This is a genomic window from Oscillospiraceae bacterium (genome assembly GCA_031265355.1).
GTDB lineage: Bacteria > Bacillota > Clostridia > Oscillospirales > UBA929 > JAIRTA01.
The window spans coordinates 89,541-109,335 of sequence record JAISCT010000047.1; the positions used below are offsets into that span (position 1 = coordinate 89,541).

Consider the following 19,795-nt stretch of genomic DNA (forward strand, 5'->3'; position numbering starts at 1 on the left):
ATGGGACACGATATGCAAGACAAAAATGGAAATTATTGTAAATAATCGTTCGCCCTTTTTTTACAATAATTTACATTTATGTAAATATCAGGTCATTCAACACACTTATCGTATCTCCTGTATGCGCTGTGTCCCAACGCTTTCACTGTTTTTACATTTCTTGGAATTTCTTCTTGACATGTCAGCGCCCGTAAGGAACACACCCCCAGCACTCGACACTCAGCACTCAACACTCAGCACTCAGCACTCCCCGGGGCCCGCGGCTATGCCGCGGGCCCCGGGGACATTCAAGCCGCCGCCCGCGCCAGGCAGAGAGCTCCCTCGCGGAGCATTGTCTGCGCAAAAATGCCGTAGCCGCGTTTGGGGTCGCTCACGAGGACATGGGTCACCGCGCCCAGCAGTTTTCCATCCTGCACCACAGGGCTGCCGCTCATGCCCTGTACGATGCCGCCTGTCAGGGCCAGCAGACTGGGATCCGTCACTTTCAGCATGAAATGCCGCCCTTCGCCGTCCCCTTCACCGCCGTAGAGCTTGACGATTTCAACATCGAAGGCCTCGACCTCACCGCCCCGTACGTTGGAGAGAATTCGGGCAGCGCCGGTGTGCGCCTCATCCGGCGCGGCGACCGGCATCACCGGCCGGCGGCCGGCCAGGGCCGTGTCCTGCAGCACCCCGAAGATCCCGTGGTCGGTGTTGGCCAGCACGGCGCCGGCGCTCTCCTCGGAGACAAATTCTCCTTTGAGCTCGCCCGGGCTGCCCACCGTACTCTTTGTGATATCTCGCACCGTGGCGCCCAGAATGCTGCCCGTCGCGAGGGGCAGCGGATCGCTGCCGCCCGCCTCCGCGATGCTGTGCCCCAGCGCGCCAAAGAGGCCGGTCTGCGGATCGTAGAATGTCATGGTCCCGAGACCGGCCAGCCCGTCGCGGGTCAGCGCGCCGATCCGGTACTGCCCGTCCTCGCTGCAGCGGACCGACCGCACGGAGAGCGTCACGGGCGTACCCTGCCGGACGACCTCCAGGACAAGCGGCGCGTCGCCGGTCTCCACCACGGCGCGCCGCAGGTCCTCCGTGCCGCCCACCGGGCCGGCGCCTGCCCGCACGATGCGGTCGCCCACCCGCAGCCCGGCTTCCTCCGCCGGGCAGCGGACACCGCCGGCCGTCGGCACTTCGGAGAGCTCTGTCACAAGCAGGCCGTCTGTCTGGATACGCACGCCCACCGTTTGTCCGACGGGGATCACGCCGGGCGGTGAGCCGGCCGCGGCGGCTGCCGGCTCACTGGGCCGGCAGCAGAGCCCGGCGAGCAGCAGCGCCCCGAGTACCCGTGCGTTCTTTCTTATTTTCATTAATCTGACTCCTGTTTCCCCGGTGCGGACATGTCCGCACCGGATCTGCTTTGTCGACGGAAGAAATTTTTGTTTTCTTCCCACTGTTACTATGGTCCGATCGACCGGAAAACAAGCGTCCGCCGCCCTGTCAATTTGCGGCCAAATCTCCTTGTCAGGATTTCGCAGATGCGAAATACCGCCGTCTATGCGCCGCCGCCATTCCAATGACCGGCGAAAAAGGAATTTTTATGTTTTCAGGCTTTGTTGATCGATGATTATGCCGGATAGTTTTCCTCCCATCTTCCCATATTATCAAATCAAAGCGCCTTTGCCGGTGCCTTTTTATGATCCAAATTTTTCCTATTTTCTCGTCACCGCGCCGTCTTCGGCTCGCCGCCGGAAGTGAAGGCACCGATAAGGAACCGATGTGGTTGCCCTCTGTGCGGGTGCAGACCACACGGCCGGCGCGGCGCCGGATCTTTTTTCCGACAGAAGTTTTTAGAGGCCCTCTTGACACAACCGGCGAAGCCCTGTATCATTTGTATAAGGTGACACGATCACCCTTGGCGGACGCGTCCGCTACCCGCAAAAGCGCACAAAAAACGGAGCGCCCCAACCGATCGACGAGTGAGGCCGGTCTGGCAAGCGGCGCGTTCCCACGCGCGACGCGCTCTCATCTTGCGACACGGGACCCCGGGACCGCCCGGCTGAGACGGAGGGGAGACCCCAATGAAACATCTGATCGTGGAAAAAGAGAAGATGCGACACAATCTGGCGCTGACGCGCGAACGCGCCCGCGGCGCGGCGCTCATCGGCGTGCTCAAGGGGGACGCTTACGGGCTCGGCCTCTTGGAGACAGCCCGCCTCATGCGCGATGCGGGCGTCCGCCGCTTTGCCGTCTCCGAGCCTTCCGAGGGCGCGCTGCTGCGCCGCGCGGGCTTCACCGACGAGGAGATCTTGCTGCTGCGTTCCACCGCGGACCCCGCCGAGATCGAGGCTCTCCTCGACGCGGGCCTTGTGGCCACCGTCGGTTCCCGCGACGCGGCGCTGACGCTCTCCGGCCTAGCCGAGCGGCGCAGCACAGTGGCCGAGGCCCATCTGAAGATCGATACAGGCATCGGCCGGTACGGTTTTCTGCCCGAGGAATTCGACAAGATTCTGTCTCTCTACCGCTACATACCAAATCTGGCGTTCTCCGGCGTGTATACCCATCTCAATGCCCACGCGCGCCCGAAGGCCGTGGCCGAGCAGATGGCCCTCTTTCGCGGGGTGCTCACCCGCCTCCAGGCCGAGGGCATTGAGACGGGCCTCATCCATGCGGCCGGCAGCGAGGCGCTCTTCCGCCACGATCTCCCCAAACTCGACGCGGTGCGCGTCGGGCTCTCCGTGTCGGGCCGTGTGCCCGGCCGGTACGGGCTTCAGTCGGTGGGCTATCTTGAGGCCGCCGTCACCGAGGTGCGCTGGCTCCCGAAGGGAACCCGCGTAGGGACATCCGACGTCCATACCTGCCGCCGTTCAACCCGCGTGGGGATCCTCCCGGTGGGCCTCGCGGACGGCTTCACGGCGGAGCGTGCCGACAGGCCTCATCTGCTCGACCGCGTACGGCCCTTCCGCGCGCCGTCCGTGCGCGTCGCGGGCGGGCGAGCCCGCGTGCTGGGCAATGTGGGCCTGCACCACACGGTGATCGACATCACCCCGCTGTCCTGCGGTCTGGGCGATGCCGTCTGCCTCGATGTAAACCCCCTCTTTGCGGCGCGCCTGCCAAAACTGTACCGATGACGCCGCTGTACGACGCACTCGCGGCCCGCGCCGCCCGGGACCAGGCCCGTTTCCACATGCCTGGCCACAAGGGCTACCCGATCGGCGCGCTCTGGGGGGAGATCACGGCCATCGACTTCACCGAGCTGTCGGATACCGGGGACCTGTACCGCGGCGGAGACGACGGGCCTATCCGCGCGGCCGAGCGTCTCTATGCCGAGGCTTACGGCGCGGGCGACTGTCTCTTCCTCACTGGTGGTTCCACCCAGGGGGTGCTGGCGATGCTGGCTGCCTTCGCCCACCCCGGGGACACTGTGCTCGTGGACCGCAACGCCCACGCCAGTGTGCACCATGCGCTGGCGCTGTTGGATCTGCACCCGGTCTGGCTGTTCAGCCAAGTCGTCGAGCCTTTCGGCGTGAGCGGCGGACTGCCGGCGCGGACGTTGGAAATGGCGCTGGTCGCGCACCCGGAGGCCGCCTGCGCACTGGTCACCTCCCCCACCTATCACGGCGTGCAGTCCGACCTTGTCACTCTGTCCGCCGCCGCCCGCCGGCACGGCGTGCCACTGCTGGCGGACGCCGCGCACGGGGCTCATCTGCCCTATGTGGACGGCCAGGTGGGGCCGACCGCGCAGGGCGCGGCCGCCGCCTGTCTGTCGGCACACAAGACGCTGCCCGCACTGGGGCAGGCTGCCTTTCTGCTGGCCGCCGACCCCCGGGACACCGGGCGGCTGCGAGACGGCGCACGGCTGTTTGGCACCGCCAGCCCCTCCTATGTGCTGATGGCGTCGCTGGATCTGGCGCGCGATTATATGATGCACCAGGGCCGAACCCGGCTCGCCGAGGTCGTCCAATGGGCGGACCGCTGGCGGGACCAGCCGGGCGGGCCCTTTCTCGCCGGCGCCGTCGATCCGGCCCGGCTCTGCCTGTTCACGGGCCGGGGCGTCGGCGACGCGGCGTGGCTGGAACAGGCCTGCGGCGTGGTCTGTGAAATGGCCGACGCACGCAATGTGGTCTTTCTGCTCTCCGCGCTCGACAGCGCGCAGGATCTTGAGCGGCTCTCCGCCGCGCTGCACGCGCTGTGGCGGGACCGGCCGCCGCCGGCCGTCTCGCCCGCCCTGCGCCCCCCCGATTGGCCGCCGCCTTTCGCCGCCCTGTCGCCGCGCCAGGCGTTCTTCGCCCGGCACGTCGTCTGTCCTCTGGCCGCCGCCGCCGGGCGGGCGGCCGCGCGCGCCATCGCTCCTTATCCGCCGGGCGTGCCGCTGGTGGCGCCGGGCGAACTGATCGATAAGAACCACACGGAACTGCTCTATCAAATGGGTTACGACGGAAATACCCCGGTCTGCGTCGTGGACGAACCGGATCTCATGAAAGGACCACGACTATGAAATTGATCTTGGCGATCATCAACCACGACGACGCCCATATCGTCATCCAGCACCTGACCCAGGTGGGTTTCCCCGTGACAAAACTGGCCACCACCGGCGGATTCCTGATGGTGGGCAACGTCACGGTTTTGGTCGGGGTGGACGACGACAAAGTGGACGGGGCGATGGAGATCATCGGGCGGTATTCGAACAGCCGCCGTCAGGCGGTCCCCGCCGCGTCCGAACTGGGCCTCGGCCTCTACGCGCCGATGCCCGTCGAGGTGACGGTGGGCGGCGCCACCGCGTTTGTGCTCCATGTCGACCAATACCACAAATTCTGAGGGCGCACGGCGGCATGCGCTGATCCTGTCCGGCGGCACTGAAGAGGCCCGGCGGGCCGAGGCGTTGCGCCTCGCGGCGGAAGCGCTCTGCCTCGCGGAGGCGGGCGACCGGCCGTGCGGACACTGCACGGCCTGCCGCAAGCTGTACGGCGTCGGACATGTGGACGTCCTGTTCCTGCTGGCGCCGCCGGAGGACAAAAAATGGATGCCCGTGGATTTGGTGCGCCGACTGCGCGGCGAGATGTATGTGCGGCCCAACGAAGGGCGCCGAAAGATCGCCGTTGTGAACGCGGACATTTTGAACCCACAGGGACAAAACGCGCTGCTGTCCGTACTGGAGGACCCGCCGCACTACGCGGTGTTCTTGCTGTTGACCCAAAACGCCGCCGCCCTGCTGCCCACCGTGCGCTCCCGTTGCGCGCTGCTGCGGCTGCCGCCGGCCGCCGCAGCGGAGGACGAAGCGGGCCCGGAGGTCGAAGCCGTGCTGGCGGCGCTGCGCGCGAAGGACGAGTGGGCGATTTTGTGTGCCTGTCTCGCCCTCGAAAAGCTCGGGCGGGAGGCGCTTTTTGGCGCGCTGGACACACTGGCTGCGGGCGTTTTCAGGGAGATCGCCGGCGCCGACGTCTTGACCGCCCGCCGATATGGCGATATAATAATACAAATACGCCGCTGGCAGGCGGCGCTGGACTTCAACGTGCACCCGGGGCACCTCTGCGGCGCTCTGGCCGCCGTCCTGGCCACGCTAGTAGACAGCAACGAGCCATTATAACAACTGGGCAGGCTTTTAGGAACTGTTAAGGGCGTTCCTGAGGCTCCGCGAGAGGGAGTTACATCTTGGTCAAAGTGATATCGGTCCGATTCAAACGGGTGGGCAAAGCCTATTATTTTGACCCGGGCGCGCTGGAGATCCCGAAGGGAGCCGCCGTGGTCGTCGAAACCTCCTACGGGCAGGAGATGGGCACCTGCATTTTGAGCATCCATGAAGTGGACGAAGAGAAGATCGTTCCTCCGCTGCGTCGGGTGCTGCGACTGGCCACGCCAGCGGACTGCGGCACCGTCCGAAAGAACGCCGAAAAAGAAAAACGGGCGCTGGAGATCTGCGTGAAAAAGGTGGCCGCCCACAAGCTGGAGATGAAATGCATCGACGTGGAGTACGCCTTCGACGGCAGCAAGATCATCTTCTATTTCACAGCCGACGGCCGCGTCGATTTCCGCGAATTGGTCAAAGATCTGGCCGGGGTGTTCCGCATGCGCATCGAGCTGCGTCAGGTCGGCGTGCGCGACGAGGCCAAGATGCTGGGCGGCCTCGGCATCTGCGGCAAACCTTTCTGCTGCGCCACCTTCTTGGAGGAGTTTCAGCCCGTGTCAATCAAGATGGCCAAAGAACAAAATCTGTCGCTCAACCCGACCAAGATCTCCGGCACCTGCGGTCGGTTGATGTGTTGTCTGAAATATGAGCAGGAGGCCTACGAGGAACTGCTGCGCACGACGCCCCGGGCGGACTCCGTGGTCAAAACGTCAGAGGGCGTCGGGCTGGTGACGGACGTGAATCTCCTGCGCGGCAAGCTCAAGGTGCGGCTGGACAACGCGCCCGAGACGCTGCGAGTGTTTGACAAACGGGAGGTCACCGTGCTGAAAGGCCCTCAAAAGGGCAAGAAAAAGGGCGCCCCTTCCCCCGCCGCCGAGGTGGAAGTATGACGCTCTTCGACACGCACGCGCACTATACGGACGAACAGTTTGACGAGGACCGCGACGCCGTGCTCGCCGCGCTGCCCGCGGCGGATGTGGCGCGGGTGGTGGTGCCGGGCGTCAACATCGCCTCCTCTCGCCGGGGCGCGGCGCTGGCGGAGGCGTATTCCTATGTCTGGGCGGCGGTGGGCGTCCACCCCCATGACGCGGCGGAGGCGCCGCCGGACATGGAAGCGGCGCTGGCCGAGCTGGCCGGCCGCCGCAAGGTGGCGGCCATTGGGGAGATCGGCCTCGACTACCACTACGACTTCTCGCCGCGGGACGTGCAGCGAACGGTGTTTGGACGGCAAATGGAAGCGGCGCGCACCCTCTCGCTCCCCGTGATCATTCACGACCGCGAGGCCCACGCCGACGTGCTGGAGATCGTGCGGGCGTTTCCCGATGTGCGCGGTGTGTTTCACTGCTACTCCGGCAGCCTGGAGAGCGCCAAGGTTCTGGTGTCGCTGGGCTGGTACCTCTCCTTCACCGGGGTCGTCACCTACAAAAACGCCCGCCGGCTGCTGGAGGTGGCCGCCTGGCTGCCCGAGGACCGGCTGCTAATCGAGACCGACGCGCCCTATCTCACGCCGGAGCCCCACCGCGGCGGCCGCAACGACTCCCGCCACGTCCGCTTGGTCGCCGAGGCGCTTGCGCGCGCGCGGGGCACCTCCCCAGAAGAGATCGCGGCCCTCACGTGGGAGAACGGGCACCGTCTATTTTCCAAAATTTGTTAATTAGAGGTTTTCATCATGACGATCACGTACCGGGTCGGCGCCGGGCTCTATGTGAATCTGACAAACCGCTGCGGCAACCGCTGCGACTTCTGTGTGCGGACGTTTTCCGATGCCGTGGGGGACGCCCTCACGCTCTGGCTGCCGCGGGAACCGACGCGCGCGGAGGTGTGGGAGAGCGTTATGTCGCGCATGACCACCTGCCGGGAACTGGTGTTTTGCGGATACGGCGAACCCACCGAGCGGCTGGACGACCTGCTGTGGGTGTGCACCCGGATGCGTGAGACCTACCCCGACATCCCCACCCGGATCAACACAAATGGGCAAGCCAATCTGATCCACGGCGCCGACGTGACGCCGCGGCTGTGCGGTCTTGTGGACACGGTCTCGGTGTCGCTCAACTACCCCGACGCGGCGCGTTACGAGGCGCACTGCCACCCCGTGTACGGGGGCGCTTTTGAGGCGCTCCTCACATTCACCCGTCTGGCGGCGGCCCAAGTGCCCACGGTGGTCATGACGGTGGTCGACCTGTTGTCCGCCTCCGACATCGAGCGCTGCCGCACGCTGGCCGCCTCCTGCGGCGCCGGATTCCGGGTGCGCAGTGCGATGCTGCCGGAGGGCGGGGGCGCGGCGGGATGAAGGCGATTGTGCTGGCGGCCGGCCAGGGCACGCGGATGGACGCCGGGACGGACGGTCCGCCCAAAGTGCTGCACACGGTTTGCGGCCGCCCGATGATCTCTTATGTCCTGCGCGCGCTGGATTTCATCGCGCCGGCGGATACGGTGCTGGTGGTGGGGTACAAGCGGGAGGCCGTCCGAGCGGCGCTGGGGCCGGCGTATGTCTACGCCGAGCAGGCGCGCCAGCTCGGTACCGGCCACGCCGTGCTGTGCGCCGAACCGGCGCTGGTCGGTCACCCGGGGCCGGTGCTCATCTGTTATGGGGACATGCCGCTCATCCGGCGGGAAACCTTTCGGGCGCTCCTCGACGTCCACCGGCGGGAAAAAAACGTCTGCACGCTGCTTTCCGGCGTCTCCCGGCATCCGCTCCCTTACGGCCGCGTCGTGCGGGACGCGGCCGGCGCCTTTGCCGGCATTGTGGAGGACGCCGACTGTACGCCGGCCCAGAGACAGATCCCCGAACTGAATGCCGGCGTCTATGTGATGGAGACCGCGCTCCTCTTCCCGGCCCTGCGCCGGGTCGGCGGCATCAACGCCCAGGGCGAGTATTATCTCACCGATGTGCCGGCGCTCCTCCAGGCGGACGGTGGCCGCGTCGGCATCTGCCGTAGCGGGCATGAGGGTGAGATCCTAGGCGTCAATACCGCTGCACAGCTCGCCGATGTGGAGGCGCGGCTCCGGGCAATCGGTTCGGACGCGGATTTTTCTTTGACATTTTGAGACGAATGTGTTACGATGGATTCGTTTTACGGGACCCTTTGCGCAGTCTTGGGGCATCGGCCCGCCAGTCGGGGATTTCACCCGCCCATCACCGCGCTCCGGGAATCTTTGCCCGCATTCGGGAAGAAAGGTGAATCACACTATGCTGCTCAAGGAAAAAAAGACGGAAGTCATCCAGGAAAACCGCATCCATGAGACCGACACCGGTTCGCCGGAGGTACAGGTGGCCATCCTCACCGAGCGCATCAATCAGCTTACGGAGCATCTCAAGGAGCACAAGAAGGACAACCACTCCCGGCGGGGCCTGCTCAAGATGGTCGGCCAGCGCCGCAGTCTGCTCGATTATCTGCAAAAAAAAGACGTCGAGCGTTACCGCGCGTTGATCGCCCGGCTGGGCATCCGCAAGTAAGGGTTCGCGCGTACGCGCGGCTGACTCTGAAAAAGGGGGCGGGAGAGGGGTTTGGGCCTCTTTTCCCTCCCTTTTGGTCCATCCGGTGCAAGGCGCTTCCGTTTAGCCTTTGAACGCGCCCCCGAGCCGCCCGGCTCGGAGTCGGTTTCAATCGCTAAACATCGTGTGGCGTGTTGTCCCGGCGGATCCTATTTTAACGGGCGTCCGGACCTTGTCCGGCCGTTCCCAAGTAAAGGAAGGACAACCATGATCACAAAACGCGAATTCCCGGCGCAGCGCCTGTTTTCCACCACGCTGGGCCCCCGGGCGCTGACCGTCGAGACGGGCAAACTGGCCGAGCTGGCCGGCGGCGCTTGTCTCGTCCGTTACGGCGAGACCGCCGTGCTGGTCACCGCCACCGCCTCTTCGACGCCCCGCCAAGGCATCGACTATTTCCCGCTGTCCGTGGACTTTGAGGAGCGACTGTATTCGGTGGGCCGCATCCCTGGTTCGTTTCTGCGCCGCGAGGGGCGCCCGTCGGAGAAGGCCGTCCTCGCCTCCCGCCTCATCGACCGGCCCATCCGCCCGCTCTTCCCCTCCGACATGCGCAACGACGTGGCCATCATGGCGACCGTTTTGAGCATGGAGCCGGACTGCGCGCCCGAGATCCCCGCGATGATCGGCGCCTCCGTGGCGCTCTCGATCTCCGACATCCCTTGGGGCGGGCCAATCGCCGGCGTCGCCGTAGGTCTTGTGGACGGCCGATGCATCATCAGCCCCACTGCGGCCCAGCGGGAGCAGAGCGCCCTGTCGCTCGTGGTGGCCGGCACCAAAGAGAAGGTTGTCATGATCGAAGCCGGCGCCCGCGAGGTGCCGGAGGATACGATGTTCGACGCCATCACCGCCGCCCATGAGGAGATCAAAAAACTCGTCGCCTTCATCGAGGAGATCAAAGCGGCGGTCGGCCGCGAGAAGTTCGCGTACGCCCGCGCGGCCTTCGACGGCGAATTGTACGAAGAATTGAAAGCGGCCATTTTGGACAGACTGCGCACCTGCCTGGACACGGACGACAAAAACGTGCGTGAGGAGCGCCTGAAGGCGCTGCGCGCCGAACTCACGGAGGAATATATCGCGCGGTACCCCGAGATCGAATCCTCGCTGGGCGACGTGCTCTACAAGCTGCAAAAGCATGTGGTGCGCCGCTGGTTGCTGGACGAGAACAAACGGGTGGACGGGCGCGGCTTGCTGGACATCCGGCCGCTGTCGGCCGAGGTGGCCCTGTTTCCGCGCGCGCACGGTTCCGGGCTGTTTTCGCGCGGGCAGACCCAGGTGCTCACCGTGGCCACGCTGGGTACGATCTCGGACCAGCAGAAGCTGGACAACATCTTCGACTCCGAGACAAAGCGCTTCATGCACCACTACAACTTCCCGTCGTACTCGGTGGGCGAGGCGCGGCCCTCGCGCGGCCCCGGGCGCCGGGAGATTGGACACGGCGCGCTGGCCGAGCGGGCGCTGGAGCCCGTCATCCCCTCGGAGGAGGCGTTCCCCTATTGCATCCGTCTGGTGAGCGAGGTGCTCTCAAGCAACGGTTCCACGTCCCAGGGAAGCGTGTGCGGCTCCACTCTCGCACTCATGGACGCCGGCGTACCCATCAAGGCCCCGGTGGCCGGTATCTCTTGCGGTCTCGTGACCGAGGGCGATCGCTGGCTGACCTTCGTCGACATCCAGGGTGTGGAGGATTTTTACGGCGATATGGATTTCAAGGTGGCCGGCACAAAGGCGGGCATCACGGCCATTCAGATGGACCTTAAGACGGACGGGCTGACCCCCGAGATCATCCGGAGCGCCCTCACGCTCACCCGCGACGCGCGCTACAATATCTTGGATGAGGTCATGGCGCCCTGCATCGCGAAGCCCCGCGATGATCTCTCGCCCTATGCGCCCAAGATGCTTCAGACCACGATCGACCCCGAGAAAATCCGCGAAGTCATCGGCAAGGGCGGCAGTGTGATTCAAAAGATCACGGCCGAGACGGGCACCAAGATCGACATCGAAGACGATGGGCGCATCTTCATCTCGGCCCCCAACCGGGACGATTGCGAGCGCGCCCTCAAAATCATCGAGGCCATCGTGCTCGACCCCAAGATCGGCGACCTTTTCTACGGTCGGGTGACGCGTCTCATGACGTTCGGCGTCTTCGTCGAATTCGCCCCCGGCAAGGAGGGCATGATCCACATCTCCAAACTGGCCCCCCAACGGGTAGCCAAGGTGGAGGATGTCGTGAACATCGGCGATATGACCTGGGTCAAGGTAATTGAGATCGACGAAAAGGGCCGCATCAACCTCTCGCGTAAAGACGCGATGGCCGACCTGGCCCGTCAGGGCGGGCAGCCGGCCGCGCCGAAGTGAGCTGCGTTTCGCACGCGCATCTGTTACGGGTCCGCCCCCGCCGAAAGCCGGGGCGAACCCGTTTTCTTCTGATGTCTGACTGAACTGCCCGCAGGCGTACTGCGGGCGTATCGACACCCCAACCACGGATTGGAGAGGAGCGGCGGTGGCAAAATGGAAAATATAGAAAAAATCACGCTCCCGAACGGCGTACGGCTGTTGTTTGAGGAGATCCCCCACGTGCGATCGGCGGCGGTCGGTATCTGGGTGGGCAGTGGATCCCGGCACGAACCGGCACATCTGTCCGGCGTCTCCCACGCGATCGAGCACATGGTATTCAAAGGGACGCGCACCCGCAGCGCCGCGCAGATCGCCGCGGAGATGGACGCCATTGGCGGGCAGGTCAACGCTTTCACCACGAAGGAGTGCACCTGCTTTTACGTCCGCGCGCTCGACACCCATCTGCCGCAGGCGCTCGACGTGCTGACGGACATTTTTTTCGAGCCCTCCCTCGGCGAGGGCGACTGGGAGACGGAGCGGGGCGTCATCTTAGAGGAAATCGATATGTACGAAGACACGCCGGAGGACCTCGTCTCCGAGCGTCTTTTCGCCGCCGCCTACCGCGGCTGTCCGCTGGGCCGGCCCATCCTCGGGACGCCGGGCGTCCTGCGCCGTCTGCGGGCGGAGCGGCTCCGCGCCTACATGCGGGAGAATTACCGTCCGGACCGCATTGTCGTGGCCATAAGCGGGCGGTTTGCCGCGCGGGACCGGGCCTTTTTGCTGGCGCGGTTTGCCGCGCTTACGCCGTCTTCGGGTCTGGACACCGAGACGGCCGCCTTTGCCCCCGCCTTCACCGCGCGGCACAAGGACATCGAGCAAAACCATTTGTGCCTAGCTTTCCCGGCACTTGCGTACAACCATCCGGCGCGTCACGCGCAGCAGGTGCTCTCCGGCATTTTAGGCGGCGGCATGTCCTCCCGGCTCTTCCAGACGGTGCGCGAACAACGGGGGCTCTGTTACTCCATCTATTCCTTCTCCGTCGGCCACGAGGACACGGGTCTCTTCTGCCTCTACACGGCGCTGAGCCGAGAAACAGAGCGGGAGGCGCTGCGGCTGATCGCCGACATCGTGCGTCAGTTCGCCGACGAGGGCCCGACGAGAGAGGAGACGGAGCGCGCGCGCGAGCAGGTGAAGGCCAATGTACTGATGGGCATGGAGTCGACGTCCTCACGGATGAACCACCTGGGGCGCAACGAACTCCTGCTGGAGGCCATCCCCTCCCCCGAGGAGATCATGGCCTGCTACGACGCCGTCACGCCGGAGATTGTGAGAGACCTGGCGGGGCAGCTCTTCGACTTCTCCCGCCTCTGCTTCTCCGCCGTAGGCCGCACAGTCCACACAGCACAGTACCGCCGCGCGCTCCAGTGAGCGCACGAGAAGCGGACTTCCGCAAAACGCCGGGCCGCGAACCTTGTTCCGCAGCCCGGCGTTTTGCGAGGTGCCGCGGCGCCTCGATTTGTTTTGACGTCTGTCGGAAGTACCGCCCCCGACAGACGTTGATGCGTCAGGACTGCGGTACGGACGGCGTGTCGCCGGACGGCGGCGCCGGGCGTCTGTTTTTCTTCCCCTTGGCCATTCTCTCACCTCGCCTTCTCCGCCATGGGACGGATGGAGTGGCTTTACCATAGTGTGTGCGGCTTTGGGCCGTTTATACCGCCTTTGGGGACGACTCTCGTCACTCCGTGGTTCAGGCGTCAAAAGTCCCGCCCGGCAGCCGTGCCCGGCGGCGCGGGAAAACTCTTGTTCCGAGCTTCGGTTCTATGATACAGCCCGAGTTTAACAGCATAGAAGAGCGCAACCAACGCAGTGGACAACGACAGCGATCACGCGAGCCGCGCAAAACGCAAATTTATCTTGTCAAATGACAAGATAAATGATATGATAACCTCAACATCTATTGTGGCGGAGGTTTGAAAATGCAGGAGAACATCGGAATGTCGGAGCGGGGCTGTTTTGTTCGTGTTGGCAGTTCGTCACAGCCTATGAGCGAGCAGTTGATCGAAGAGTTGCTGTCTAAACGCCAGCAGATTACGCTCCAAACAATGCTCTCGCCGCGCCAAACGCTCACGTTCAAACAGCTTTGCATTTACTACGAGGAAAAGAACCTTGAACCGACGGAACAATTTATCGAAAGCCTTGATCTGCGGCAAAGCGGCGGCGAGTTTAACTACGCCGCGTATCTGTTCGCGGACGAAAATGGCGTATCCGTCAAAGTCGCGGCGTATGCGGGAACGGACAAGGTTGACCTGCTCGAAACACGGGAATACGGCAACCGCTGCCTGATTACCGCGACACAGCGGATTCTTGACCGCCTGGACTCCGAAAATCGCACATTCGCAAAGATTACGGCGAAAAACCGTCTTGAAAAAGAACGTGTGAATACAATCGCGTTGCGCGAGGCCGTGATAAACGCGATCGTCCACAATGACTACACAAAAGGCGTCCCGCTTGTCGAAATTTTCACCAACAGAATCGTCGTTACATCCTGCGGCGGTTTGGTGGATGGACTCTGCGAAGCGGATTTTTTCAAGTGCCGCTCAATGCCGCGAAACCGCGAACTTATGCGCGTATTTCGCGATATGGAACTTGTGGAGCAAATAGGGTCAGGAATGAGTCGTATCCTCAAAGTCTATGACCGTTCGATTTTTGAGTTGACGCCGAGTTTTACTGTGGTGACATTTCCATTTGAGCGGCCATTTATCTTGTCAGATGACAAGATAAATGGCAAGATAAACGAAAAGACAAGAACGACGCTCGACGTGATAAATAAAAACCCGACCGCGACGATTCCGGCGCTGTCCGAACTCACGGGCAAATCGCAAAGCACGATCTCCCGTGAGCTGAAAGAATATCAGGCGGCGGGGCTTTTGCGCCGCGAGGGTGCGAGAAAAAAGGGGCGGTGGGTGGTCATATGAATGCCATGGATAAAGCGGGTATTGGCTTGATTTGTACGATTTCAGCAAAATCACAGCGTGGCAGAGCGCTGCGGCATCCGCAGTCAAGTTGTTCGCATACGGGTTCGTTGCGCTTATGGTTCAGGCGTCAAAAGTCTCGCCCGGCAGCCGTGCCCGGCGGCGCGGGAAAACTCTTGTTCCGAGCTTCGGTTCTATGATATACTGATACCGATCCGTTATACCCGCTATCCGCAGACCCGCGCCGGCGGTCCGGGCGCGGGGGAAAGGAGTTTTCCGTGCTGCATCAGCGAAAAAGCGGCGTGGTCCTGCCGATTTCGTCCCTGCCCGGGCTCTACGGCATCGGGACCTTCGGCGTCGAGGCCAGACGTTTCATCGACTTTTTGGCCGACGCGGGGCAGTCCTATTGGCAGGTGCTGCCGCTGGGACCGACCGGCTTCGGCGATTCCCCCTACCAAAGCTGCTCCGCCATGGCCGGGAACCCCTATTTCATCGACCTGCCGCTGCTCTGCCGGCAGGGACTCCTGACATCCGACGAACTCGCGGTCTTCGACTTTGGAGACGACCCGGACCGTGTGGACTATGGGAAGCTCTACCACACCAGGCTGGAGGCGCTGCGGCTCGCTTTCGCGCGGCGCAGGCCCCTGGCCCGCACCCTGCGGTCCTTCCGCACGGCGCAGGCGGATTGGCTGCCCGATTACGCGCTCTTTATGGCGGTCAAGGCGCACTTCGGCATGGCGGGGCTGGACGACTGGCCCGACCCGGCCATCCGAGCGCGCACCCAGGCGGCGCTCCGGCAATATAAAGTCGAACTCGCCGAGGAGATCGCGTTTTATGAGTTCCTTCAGTACTTATTCGACGTGCAGTGGACGGCGCTCAAAGCGTACGCCGGCGAGCGGCGCATTCAGATCGTGGGGGATCTCCCCATCTATGTCTCGCGGGACAGCGTCGAGCTGTGGACCCACCCCGAGCTTTTTCAAACGCGCCGGGACGGCGGCCCCCGCGACGTGGCCGGCGTGCCGTCCGACTATTACTCGGAGACCGGGCAGCTCTGGGGCAACCCTCTGTACGACTGGCACTATCACGAGCAGACCGGGTGGGCGTGGTGGCTCCGCCGCCTCGGCCACACCCAAAAGTTTTTCGACGTCATCCGCATCGATCATTTTCGCGGTTTTTACAACTATTGGGCCGTGCCCGCCGAGGCGGAGACCGCCCTGCACGGCCGCTGGCGGCGCGGCCCCGGCCTGAAACTGATCCGCGCCATCCGGGCCGCGTACCCCGACCTGCCGCTCATCGCCGAGGACTTGGGCGACCTGGACGACACGGTGCGCGCCTTCTTCGCCAAAACCGGGCTGCCCGGCATGGATGTACTGGTGTATGCCTTTGACCCGGACGGCGACAGCAGCTACCTGCCCCACAACACACGGTCGAACCGGGTGTTTTATACTTCGACGCACGACTCCCCCCCGTTCTTGGACTGGCTGTCCGGCGAGGCGTCGGAGGCCCAGCGGGCGATGGCCTGCGCGTATCTGCGCCTGCGGGAAGACGAGGGTCTCTCCTGGGGCGCCGTCAAAGCGGTCTGGGGCAGCGCGGCGGGGCTGGCCATGGCGCCGCTGCAGGACGTGCTGGGCCTGGGGGGCGACGCGCGGATCAACACGCCCTCCACGCTGGGGGGCGGCAATTGGTGCTGGCGGGTGCGCGCCGAGGCGCTGAACGACGAGGTGTCCGCGCGGCTGCGCGCCATCACACACGTCTACCGCCGGCTGTGAGCGGACCCGTAAGAGAATTGACGTAAAATCGTAAAAATATGGAAATTCAGAAAGAGACCGATGGGTGAGGACAGAACTTGGCATGAAAAAATTTGTTTCCGCATTTCTCTTCCTGCTGATACTGGCCGCGCTGGGCTTGGCCGGCCTCCGCTGGGGACCCGGCCTGTTGTACGACTACCACGAGGGGCGGGCCGAATACGCCCTCAACGCGGAGGACGGTGCGCGCGCCGCCGAACATCTGCTGTGGATGCTGACGCGCCGGCCGGAGGACACGGACCTGCGGCTGCGCACGGTGGACGCCTATCTGTCGCTGGGTAACTACACCCGCGCCGAGTACCTTCTGGTCAAAGGCATGGAGGTGCAGGCCGGGCAACTTGCCCTGTACACCAAACTCTGCGCGGTGTATGTGGCGCAGGACAAGCTGAGCGACGCGGTCTCGCTGCTGAATGACCCGTCGAACCCGTTCATCGCGGAGGAGCTCGCGCGCCTGCGGCCTCGCCCGCCTACGCTGTCGCCGGCGCCGGGGACCTACCAGCAGCAGGTGGATCTCGTGCCGGAGAACGGCGCGGACACGTTCTGTTATCTGCGGCTGGACGGGAACATCCCCTCCGTGGCAGACGGACCTTGCGCCGAGATCATCCCACTGCCGGCGGGTGAGAGCCGCGTCCGCGCGGTGGCCGTCGACCGGGACGGATTGGTGTCGGACTGGGTCGAGGGCGTCTATCGGTTAGAAAACGTCGTACAGCCGGTGACATTTTCCGACCCTATTTTGGAGGCCCATTTCCGCATGTTGCTCGACAAGCCGGTCGACCCCATCATGAGCAGCGAATTGTGGGAGATCGACGCGCTCGTGCTGGAGAACAACGCGGATTACCAGTCCCTGGAGGACCTTGTCTTCCTGCCCTCCCTCACGCGGCTCACCCTGCGCGGGCACGGGCAGCGCCTTGATCTTTCTCCCCTCTCCGCGCTGACGAAACTCTCGGAACTCAGCCTACGCCACGTGCGTCTCGCCCCGGAGGACCTGGAAAGGATCGCTGAAAAGACGTCGCTCACCGTCCTCGACCTGCAGGACACATACCTCGCTTCGCTGGACATGGTCACCCCACTGACCGGGCTCACAAGCCTCTATGTGCACGGCAACAGCATCACCGATCTCACCCCACTCGCGGACCTGACGGCGCTTCGTACCCTGGACATCTCGCTGAATGCTGTGGGGGACTCCGCGCCGCTGGCCGGACTGTCCGGCCTGCAGACCCTGCTGGCCTCCGACAACCTGATCGCGGACCTGCGCGGCCTGCGTCCGCTGAGAGCGCTGGAGACCGTAGATCTCACGCGCAACCAAGTGGAGGATCTCGCCCCGCTCGCGGACCACGATCAGTTGGCCACGCTGCTGTGCAACGGCAACCAGATCACATCGATCGAGCCGTTGGCCGGACTGCCGGCCCTCTCTGCACTGCACATCGAGGACAACGAGGTGGAAACTTTGTCGGCCCTCTCCGGTTGTCCCGCCCTGCAGACACTGCGCGCGGAGGGCAACCCCGCCAACGACGCTCCTTCCCTTGGCACAGAGCCCTCCCCGGAGGGTTGAGGATAGAGGTGAGAGCATGACGGCATTTGACAGGGCGGTCTACGACACGGTACGGCAGATTCCCCCCGGTCGGGTGGCCTCCTACGGACAAGTGGCCGCGCTGGCCGGACGCTGGGGCGCCGCCCGGGCGGTCGGCCGCGCGCTGCACCACAACCCGTGGCCGGGGGCGGTCCCCTGTCACCGGGTGGTATTTCAAAACGGAGCGCTGACGAGCGCCTTCGCCTTCGGCGGCGCCAACATCCAGCGCTCCCTGCTGGAGGCCGAGGACGTCGCTTTCACTCCGGACGGCCGCGTAGACATGACGCGACATCGCCTGATGGCAGTTGAGAATTGATAATTGGATATTTTTGTCAGCCTAGACAGCCCTCCGTGTGTCGGGGGGCTGTTTGCGTTTTGTCCGCCGTCTTGCAAAATTGTCCATTCTCCATTCTCAATTGTCAACCGCCGTCGCCGGTGCATATGATGTCCTGTGCAAAACCCTCGCATAGATGGTTCAAGTAGGAGGGATTCGTTTGAAAACCACGCGTTTTTCCCTCATCGGCGGGGATGCCCGTCAGGCCAGTCTCGCGGGTCTGATCGCCGCGGACGGGCATGCGGTGTCCACCTTCGGCATCGACGCACCGGCGACCGAAATGACCGGGACGCCGGCCAAGACGCTGGCGGACTGCCTGCATGGAGCGGACTGCATTGTGCTGCCTATCCCCATGACGCTGGACCACGGGGCCCTGAACGCGCCGGCGCTCCGCCACCCGCCGGCAGCGACGGAGATTTGGCAGATGACCAGAGCCGGGCAGGTGCTGGCGGGCGGACGCATCCCGGAGGCCCTGCGGCAAGCGGGCGCCGCGCGCGGGTTCGCAGTGTGGGACGTCCTGACGCGGGACGACTTCGCCGTGCGCAACGCGGTGCCCACCGCAGAGGGAGCACTGCAGATCGCTATGGAAAATATGCCCATCACATTGCATGGCGCGCGCTGTCTCGTCGTCGGATACGGGCGCATCGGCAAGGTGCTCTCCCGCCGTTTGCGGTCCCTCGGCGCACAGGTGACGTCGTCGGCCCGCCGGCAGGCGGACCTCGCTTGGATCGAAATTGAGGGCGGCCGGGCCGTCCCCACGCAGGCGTTGGAGGCGGCCCTCGGAGAGTGCGACGCCGTCTTCAACACAGTGCCCGCGCCTGTGCTGACACAGGACCGCCTGAAGCTGCTGCCCCCCGGCTGCCTATGCATCGACCTGGCTTCCGCGCCGGGCGGCGTCGACTTCGACGCCGCTCACAGATTGGGGCTGCACTGCATCTGGGCACTGAGCCTGCCGGGCAAGGTAGCGCCCCGGACCGCCAACCTCATCCTGCGCGACACACTGTATCACATCATGATGGAGGGATTGTCATGAATACCCCCATACGCGTGGGCTTTGCCGTGTGTGGTTCTTTTTGTTCTTTGGCCCAGGCGATGACCACCCTGGAGGAACTGACGGCGCGGGATTACGAGCTATGGCCCATCATGTCGGAAAACGCCTACGCCACAGACACCCGCTTCGGCCGCGCCGCTCTCTTCATCGAACAAATGGAGGCGCTCTGCGCCCGCCCGGTCCGCCACACCATCGCAGAGACCGAACCCATCGGCCCACGCCGGCTGCTCGATGTGTTGACCGTCGTCCCCTGCACCGGGAACACACTGGCCAAACTGGCCTGCGGTATCACCGACACCAGCGTCACGATGGCCTGCAAGGCACATCTGCGCAACGAACGGCCTCTGGTCCTCGCCATCGCCTCGAACGACGCATTGGCAGCCAACTGGCACAACATCGGGCGCCTATCGGCGCGCAAGCACGTCTACTTTGTCCCCTTTGGACAGGATGATCCGGTCCAAAAACAAAACAGCCTGGTGTCCGACTTCTCGCTGCTGCCCGCCACACTGGAGGCAGCCCTGGCAGGCAGCCAACTCCAACCGCTGCTAACCCCACCCGCCTGCCCGGTCTCTCATTGACGGCATCGCAATATGACGATATAATATTAACAAAAGACAACGGGCGCGGGCCGCCTGGGAGG

Annotated in this window: 18 protein-coding genes; 17 read left to right on the plus strand and 1 reads right to left on the minus strand. The window is 64.1% G+C overall.

Annotation, left to right across the window (positions count from 1 at the left end; genetic code table 11):
* Positions 1-287 precede the first annotated feature (287 nt).
* Positions 288-1,343 (minus strand): SpoIVB peptidase, encoded by a 1,056-nt coding sequence (gene spoIVB / locus LBK75_07060; protein ID MDR1158052.1) that lies wholly within the window; start codon positions 1,341-1,343, stop codon positions 288-290.
* 711 nt (positions 1,344-2,054) lie between these two features.
* Between spoIVB and LBK75_07065 the strand changes: the two genes are divergently transcribed.
* The 17 genes from LBK75_07065 to LBK75_07145 all read left to right on the plus strand — a co-directional run bounded on the left by LBK75_07065 (position 2,055) and on the right by LBK75_07145 (position 19,733).
* Positions 2,055-3,104: an alanine racemase gene (locus LBK75_07065; protein MDR1158053.1), complete on the plus strand. Its 1,050-nt coding sequence runs from the start codon at positions 2,055-2,057 to the stop codon at positions 3,102-3,104.
* Positions 3,101-4,471, plus strand: coding sequence for a DegT/DnrJ/EryC1/StrS family aminotransferase (locus tag LBK75_07070; GenBank protein ID MDR1158054.1), 1,371 nt, complete (start codon positions 3,101-3,103; stop codon positions 4,469-4,471). Before LBK75_07065 ends, LBK75_07070 begins: the two co-directional genes overlap by 4 nt.
* Entirely contained in the window at positions 4,468-4,791 is a 324-nt protein-coding gene (locus tag LBK75_07075) for a cyclic-di-AMP receptor (protein ID MDR1158055.1), read from the plus strand. Before LBK75_07070 ends, LBK75_07075 begins: the two co-directional genes overlap by 4 nt.
* Positions 4,766-5,560: a hypothetical protein gene (locus LBK75_07080; protein MDR1158056.1), complete on the plus strand. Its 795-nt coding sequence runs from the start codon at positions 4,766-4,768 to the stop codon at positions 5,558-5,560. Before LBK75_07075 ends, LBK75_07080 begins: the two co-directional genes overlap by 26 nt.
* Positions 5,561-5,625: 65 nt before the next feature.
* Positions 5,626-6,489: a stage 0 sporulation family protein gene (locus LBK75_07085; protein ID MDR1158057.1), complete on the plus strand. Its 864-nt coding sequence runs from the start codon at positions 5,626-5,628 to the stop codon at positions 6,487-6,489.
* Entirely contained in the window at positions 6,486-7,253 is a 768-nt protein-coding gene (locus LBK75_07090) for a TatD family hydrolase (GenBank protein MDR1158058.1), read from the plus strand. Before LBK75_07085 ends, LBK75_07090 begins: the two co-directional genes overlap by 4 nt.
* A gap of 15 nt (positions 7,254-7,268) precedes the next feature.
* The gene (locus LBK75_07095; GenBank protein MDR1158059.1) at positions 7,269-7,889 is read left to right on the plus strand and encodes a TatD family nuclease-associated radical SAM protein; all 621 of its coding nucleotides are present in this window, start codon (positions 7,269-7,271) and stop codon (positions 7,887-7,889) included.
* Positions 7,886-8,647 carry an NTP transferase domain-containing protein gene (locus tag LBK75_07100; GenBank protein ID MDR1158060.1) on the plus strand — a complete coding sequence of 254 codons (762 nt, stop codon included), beginning with the start codon at positions 7,886-7,888 and terminating at the stop codon, positions 8,645-8,647. The genes LBK75_07095 and LBK75_07100 overlap by 4 nt, the downstream gene beginning before the upstream one ends.
* A gap of 142 nt (positions 8,648-8,789) precedes the next feature.
* Positions 8,790-9,056, plus strand: coding sequence for a 30S ribosomal protein S15 (gene rpsO, locus LBK75_07105; GenBank protein MDR1158061.1), 267 nt, complete (start codon positions 8,790-8,792; stop codon positions 9,054-9,056).
* Positions 9,057-9,302: 246 nt separating this feature from the next.
* A complete protein-coding gene (locus LBK75_07110; protein MDR1158062.1) occupies positions 9,303-11,444 on the plus strand; it encodes a polyribonucleotide nucleotidyltransferase in 2,142 nt (713 codons plus the stop codon).
* Between the two features lie 153 nt (positions 11,445-11,597).
* Positions 11,598-12,851: an insulinase family protein gene (locus LBK75_07115; GenBank protein MDR1158063.1), complete on the plus strand. Its 1,254-nt coding sequence runs from the start codon at positions 11,598-11,600 to the stop codon at positions 12,849-12,851.
* A 548-nt stretch (positions 12,852-13,399) separates the two neighbouring features.
* Positions 13,400-14,398, plus strand: coding sequence for a MarR family transcriptional regulator (locus LBK75_07120; GenBank protein MDR1158064.1), 999 nt, complete (start codon positions 13,400-13,402; stop codon positions 14,396-14,398).
* 275 nt (positions 14,399-14,673) lie between these two features.
* Positions 14,674-16,164 (plus strand): 4-alpha-glucanotransferase, encoded by a 1,491-nt coding sequence (malQ, locus tag LBK75_07125; GenBank protein MDR1158065.1) that lies wholly within the window; start codon positions 14,674-14,676, stop codon positions 16,162-16,164.
* Positions 16,165-16,246: 82 nt separating this feature from the next.
* Positions 16,247-17,752, plus strand: coding sequence for a hypothetical protein (locus LBK75_07130; protein MDR1158066.1), 1,506 nt, complete (start codon positions 16,247-16,249; stop codon positions 17,750-17,752).
* Positions 17,753-17,768: 16 nt separating this feature from the next.
* A complete protein-coding gene (locus tag LBK75_07135; protein MDR1158067.1) occupies positions 17,769-18,086 on the plus strand; it encodes an MGMT family protein in 318 nt (105 codons plus the stop codon).
* A 178-nt stretch (positions 18,087-18,264) separates the two neighbouring features.
* Positions 18,265-19,137, plus strand: coding sequence for a dipicolinate synthase subunit DpsA (dpsA, locus tag LBK75_07140; GenBank protein ID MDR1158068.1), 873 nt, complete (start codon positions 18,265-18,267; stop codon positions 19,135-19,137).
* The gene (locus tag LBK75_07145) at positions 19,134-19,733 is read left to right on the plus strand and encodes a dipicolinate synthase subunit B (protein ID MDR1158069.1); all 600 of its coding nucleotides are present in this window, start codon (positions 19,134-19,136) and stop codon (positions 19,731-19,733) included. The genes dpsA and LBK75_07145 overlap by 4 nt, the downstream gene beginning before the upstream one ends.
* Positions 19,734-19,795 lie beyond the last annotated feature (62 nt).

Excerpts from the sequence above, each read along its gene's own strand:
- LBK75_07115 (MDR1158063.1), top strand. The coding sequence starts at position 11,598 with ATGGAAAATATAGAAAAAATCACGCTCCCGAACGGCGTACGGCTGTTG.
- LBK75_07100 (MDR1158060.1), top strand. The coding sequence starts at position 7,886 with ATGAAGGCGATTGTGCTGGCGGCCGGCCAGGGCACGCGGATGGACGCC.
- LBK75_07070 (MDR1158054.1), top strand. The coding sequence starts at position 3,101 with ATGACGCCGCTGTACGACGCACTCGCGGCCCGCGCCGCCCGGGACCAG.
- LBK75_07095 (MDR1158059.1), top strand. The coding sequence starts at position 7,269 with ATGACGATCACGTACCGGGTCGGCGCCGGGCTCTATGTGAATCTGACA.
- LBK75_07075 (MDR1158055.1), top strand. The coding sequence starts at position 4,468 with ATGAAATTGATCTTGGCGATCATCAACCACGACGACGCCCATATCGTC.
- LBK75_07065 (MDR1158053.1), top strand. The coding sequence starts at position 2,055 with ATGAAACATCTGATCGTGGAAAAAGAGAAGATGCGACACAATCTGGCG.
- LBK75_07120 (MDR1158064.1), top strand. The coding sequence starts at position 13,400 with ATGCAGGAGAACATCGGAATGTCGGAGCGGGGCTGTTTTGTTCGTGTT.
- LBK75_07130 (MDR1158066.1), top strand. The coding sequence starts at position 16,247 with ATGAAAAAATTTGTTTCCGCATTTCTCTTCCTGCTGATACTGGCCGCG.
- spoIVB (MDR1158052.1), bottom strand. The coding sequence starts at position 1,343 with ATGAAAATAAGAAAGAACGCACGGGTACTCGGGGCGCTGCTGCTCGCC.
- rpsO (MDR1158061.1), top strand. The coding sequence starts at position 8,790 with ATGCTGCTCAAGGAAAAAAAGACGGAAGTCATCCAGGAAAACCGCATC.
- LBK75_07145 (MDR1158069.1), top strand. The coding sequence starts at position 19,134 with ATGAATACCCCCATACGCGTGGGCTTTGCCGTGTGTGGTTCTTTTTGT.
- LBK75_07090 (MDR1158058.1), top strand. The coding sequence starts at position 6,486 with ATGACGCTCTTCGACACGCACGCGCACTATACGGACGAACAGTTTGAC.
- LBK75_07135 (MDR1158067.1), top strand. The coding sequence starts at position 17,769 with ATGACGGCATTTGACAGGGCGGTCTACGACACGGTACGGCAGATTCCC.
- LBK75_07080 (MDR1158056.1), top strand. The coding sequence starts at position 4,766 with ATGTCGACCAATACCACAAATTCTGAGGGCGCACGGCGGCATGCGCTG.
- LBK75_07110 (MDR1158062.1), top strand. The coding sequence starts at position 9,303 with ATGATCACAAAACGCGAATTCCCGGCGCAGCGCCTGTTTTCCACCACG.